Annotated in this window: 2 rRNA genes; both read right to left on the minus strand. The window is 57.3% G+C overall.

What is annotated here, in order from left to right:
- Positions 1 to 8 precede the first annotated feature (8 nt).
- Positions 9 to 125 (minus strand): 5S ribosomal RNA (gene rrf, locus ABME02_RS18375).
- Positions 126 to 326: 201 nt separating this feature from the next.
- Positions 327 to 3,331: ribosomal RNA gene (locus ABME02_RS18380) — 23S ribosomal RNA — on the minus strand; the annotation flags it as partial.

Genomic DNA, 3,331 nt, shown 5'->3' on the forward strand with positions numbered 1-3,331 from the left:
CAATGTGTGTCCGGCGGTGTCCTACTCTCCCACAGGGTCGCCCCTGCAGTACCATCGGCGCTGCGAGTCTTAGCTTCCGGGTTCGGAATGTGTCCGGGCGTTTCCCTCGCGCTATGGCCGCCGAAACTCGAGGACCAACTGTTCCCGCCCTGGTGGGTGGGGTGTTGGTGGTTTCGGGGGTCCCGTGCCCCTGGCCCGTATGCGGGGTGGGGTGGGACGTGTCTGCTGTTTTGTTGTGTGTGTGGTGTTCGTCTGTCAGGAACCACAGAGTGGACGCGAGTCATCAGGCCACGCACCACCGCCTTGAAACGTGGTGCGTGTAAGTGATTGTCAAGTTGTCGGCGTATTAGTACCAGTCAGCTGCACACCTTGCGGTGCTTCCACATCTGGCCTATCAACCCAGTCGTCTGGCTGGGAGCCTCTCCCCCCGAAGGGGATGGAAATCTCATCTTGAGGCCGGCTTCCCGCTTAGATGCTTTCAGCGGTTATCCATCCCGAACGTAGCTAACCAGCGGTGCTCCTGGCGGAACAACTGGCACACCAGAGGTTCGTCCAACCCGGTCCTCTCGTACTAGGGTCAGATCCTCTCAAATTTCCTGCGCGCGCAGAGGATAGGGACCGAACTGTCTCACGACGTTCTAAACCCAGCTCGCGTACCGCTTTAATGGGCGAACAGCCCAACCCTTGGGACCTACTCCAGCCCCAGGATGCGACGAGCCGACATCGAGGTGCCAAACCATGCCGTCGATATGGACTCTTGGGCAAGATCAGCCTGTTATCCCCGAGGTACCTTTTATCCGTTGAGCGACAGCGCTTCCACAAGCCACTGCCGGATCACTAGTCCCGACTTTCGTCCCTGCTCGACCTGTCAGTCTCGCAGTCAAGCTCCCTTGTGCACTTACACTCGCCACCTGATTGCCAACCAGGTTGAGGGAACCTTTGGGCGCCTCCGTTACTCTTTGGGAGGCAACCGCCCCAGTTAAACTACCCACCAGGCACTGTCCCTGAACCGGATCACGGTTCGAAGTTAGATATCCAGAGTGACCAGAGTGGTATTTCAACAATGACTCCACGAACACTGGCGTGCCCGCTTCACAGTCTCCCACCTATCCTACACAAGCCACACCGAACACCAATACCAAGCTGTAGTAAAGGTCACGGGGTCTTTCCGTCCTTCTGCGCGTAACGAGCATCTTTACTCGTACTGCAATTTCGCCGAGTTCGCGGTTGAGACAGCTGGGAAGTCGTTACGCCATTCGTGCAGGTCGGAACTTACCCGACAAGGAATTTCGCTACCTTAGGATGGTTATAGTTACCACCGCCGTTTACTGGGGCTTAAATTCTCAGCTTCGCCCCGAAGGGCTAACCGGTCCTCTTAACCTTCCAGCACCGGGCAGGCGTCAGTCCGTATACATCGTCTTGCGACTTGGCACGGACCTGTGTTTTTAGTAAACAGTCGCTTCCCACTGGTCTCTGCGGCCGTCAACGCTCCAGGAGCAAGTCCCTTCACGAATCGGGCCCCCCTTCTCCCGAAGTTACGGGGGCATTTTGCCGAGTTCCTTAACCACGATTCTCTCGATCTCCTCGGTATTCTCTACCTGACCACCTGAGTCGGTTTGGGGTACGGGCGGCTGGAACCTCGCGTCGATGCTTTTCTCGGCAGCATAGGATCACCCACTTTTCATCCGCATCACGTCTCAGCCTGCATGAGTCGCGGATTTGCCTACGACTCGGCCTACACGCTTGCCCCGGGACAACCATCGCCCGGGCTGGGCTACCTTCCTGCGTCACACCTGTTATCACGCTCACTCCACCAGACGGGGTCGCACGCCGCCACCAGGATCCGTCCCGAAGGACATCACCAGGTCTTGGGATGCTTAGCACTCCTGGTTTCGTGTGGGCGGTTCTTCGCCGGTACGGGAATATCAACCCGTTGTCCATCGACTACGCCTGTCGGCCTCGCCTTAGGTCCCGACTTACCCAGGGCAGATTAGCTTGACCCTGGAACCCTTGGTCTTCCGGAGGACGGGTTTCTCACCCGTCTTTCGCTACTCATGCCTGCATTCTCACTCGTGTGCCATCCACGGCTGGTTTCCACCGCCGCTTCACCCGGCACACGACGCTCTCCTACCCATCACCACGACTGGACCACGAAGGCCTATCGATATGCGGTAATGCCACGACTTCGGTGGCGTGCTTGAGCCCCGTTACATTGTCGGCGCGGAATCACTTGACCAGTGAGCTATTACGCACTCTTTCAAGGGTGGCTGCTTCTAAGCCAACCTCCTGGTTGTCTGTGCAACTCCACATCCTTTCCCACTTAGCACGCGCTTAGGGACCTTAGTCGGTGGTCTGGGTTGTTTCCCTCTCGACGATGAAGCTTATCCCCCACCGTCTCACTGCTGCGCTCTCACTTACCGGCATTCGGAGTTTGGCTGACGTCAGTAACCTGTTGAGGCCCATCGGCCATCCAGTAGCTCTACCTCCGGCAAGAAACACGCAACGCTGCACCTAAATGCATTTCGGAGAGAACCAGCTATCACGAAGTTTGATTGGCCTTTCACCCCTATCCACAGCTCATCCCCTCAGTTTTCAACCTAAGTGGGTTCGGTCCTCCACGACGTCTTACCGTCGCTTCAACCTGGCCATGGATAGATCACTTCGCTTCGGGTCTAGGACCTGCGACTGAATCGCCCTATTCAGACTCGCTTTCGCTACGGCTCCCCCACACGGGTTAACCTCGCCACAGATCACTAACTCGCAGGCTCATTCTTCAAAAGGCACGCCGTCACACCAACACGGGCGCTCCGACGGTTTGTAAGCAAACGGTTTCAGGTACTATTTCACTCCCCTCCCGGGGTACTTTTCACCTTTCCCTCACGGTACTTGTCCGCTATCGGTCATCTGGGAGTATTTAGGCTTATCAGGTGGTCCTGACAGATTCACACGGGATTTCTCGGGCCCCGTGCTACTTGGGATCCCCCTCCGGCCGGCCAAGCATTTCGACTACGGGACTCACACCCACTCCGGTCCGGCTTTCAATCCGGTTCGTCTATACCTGACGCGTCACCGCGGCTGTCCGGCAGAACAGCCCGAGAGGTCCCACAACCCCGACCATGCAACCCCTGCCGGGTATCACACATGACCGGTTTAGCCTCATCCGCTTTCGCTCGCCACTACTCACGGAATCACGGTTGTTTTCTCTTCCTGTGGGTACTGAGATGTTTCACTTCCCCACGTTCCCTCTACCCGCCCTATACATTCAGGCGGGAGTCACCAGGTCACCACAAGGGGCCTGGCGGGGTTTCCCCATTCGGAAATCCTCGGATCA

Origin of the sequence: Agromyces zhanjiangensis, from assembly GCF_040496055.1 — a bacterium.
In the GTDB taxonomy this organism is placed as follows: Bacteria; Actinomycetota; Actinomycetes; order Actinomycetales; family Microbacteriaceae; genus Agromyces; species Agromyces zhanjiangensis.